General features: G+C 47.7%; 1 protein-coding gene. It reads left to right on the top strand.

Translation table 11 applies throughout. The annotated features are described in order from the left end of the window. Positions 1 to 155: 155 nt before the first annotated feature. Positions 156 to 731 carry a hypothetical protein gene (locus QUB11_RS31205; RefSeq protein WP_333207562.1) on the top strand — a complete coding sequence of 192 codons (576 nt, stop codon included), beginning with the start codon at positions 156 to 158 and terminating at the stop codon, positions 729 to 731. The last annotated feature ends 349 nt before the right edge of the window (positions 732 to 1,080 follow it).

Here is a 1,080-nt window from a genome sequence, read left to right as displayed (position 1 = left end):
CCTGAAATCGGATGCACCGGCCCTTACTACAGTTACCGCTGGATGGAAGGAAAGCGGCAGCGCGCCAAATACTGTCCAGGGAGCAAATGTCCGGCAGTCCGCGAAGCCTTGAGGCGCGGCAAACCAATTAGTAAAATCTTAGAAATTATCAACCAATGAAAATCTCAGAACTGCAAACTCGCTACGGTCTAGCCAGCAAACAATCTGTGTACGATCGCATGAAGGCACTGCAAATCAATCCAGTCAGCCGCGGTGAAATATCCAGTCACGCACTGGACGAACTGGACAAACTGGACAAGTTCATGAAAAGCAATCCAGGAGCCAAAATCTGGGAGTTTCCAAGGGATACAGAATCTTTGTCTAGTGGACAACTAGACAATTCCACTAGACAACTAGACAAACCAACTGGACAACTGGACAACTTCAATGAAGTCCTGCAATTGGTAGAAGCGATCGCCCGTCACTTTGCCGCCAGTCAAGACCCGCTGGCAAACTACAAAGCGCTAGAATATGCTGCCAACCACATAATCTTATTGCCCACTTCCAAAATCAAAAAACTGACAGGGGCAAAGCCTAGCAAAAGTCAATTTCAGCAAGGGACTTTTGTCTTTACCAAAACAGACATGAAAATCGGGCGAGAGACAGCTTGGAGGGTTCAAATGACAGCTAACGCATTCAGAGATGCAATGAAACACAAAACCGCAGGGAATACCCGCTGGTTAGATCCTTAAGGATCAGACCCATCATCACAAATGTCCCTACAACAAACTCTGCAATAACAGCTAGTAACGGCGCTGGTAAAACTTCAAAGCGCAAGCTAAGCAACGAGCTTGATAGCGATAAAAATCCCGTTCGCGCTTTAGCCGCGCAATCCGTTGAAACAAGACACGGATAAAATATTGCCTTTTCATACAAAATATAAAACTAAATCTGACATATTATCACCTCTAGTGACTATATGTCAACTTCTTTAGGTTATACCGGGTATTACTCCCCCCGGTTGGCCTGCGGCGCCCTTAATTCTAGTCGGCGCGGCCGGGAGGGCGGGCCATAACCCGGCTCCCCCCCCGGCCCACGTTC

Source organism: Microcoleus sp. B6-A1 (assembly GCF_036705085.1).
Classification (GTDB): Bacteria; Cyanobacteriota; Cyanobacteriia; order Cyanobacteriales; family Microcoleaceae; genus Microcoleus.
The sequence above is the reverse complement of the archived record's forward strand: the minus strand, read 5'-3'. Positions and strand labels throughout refer to the sequence as shown.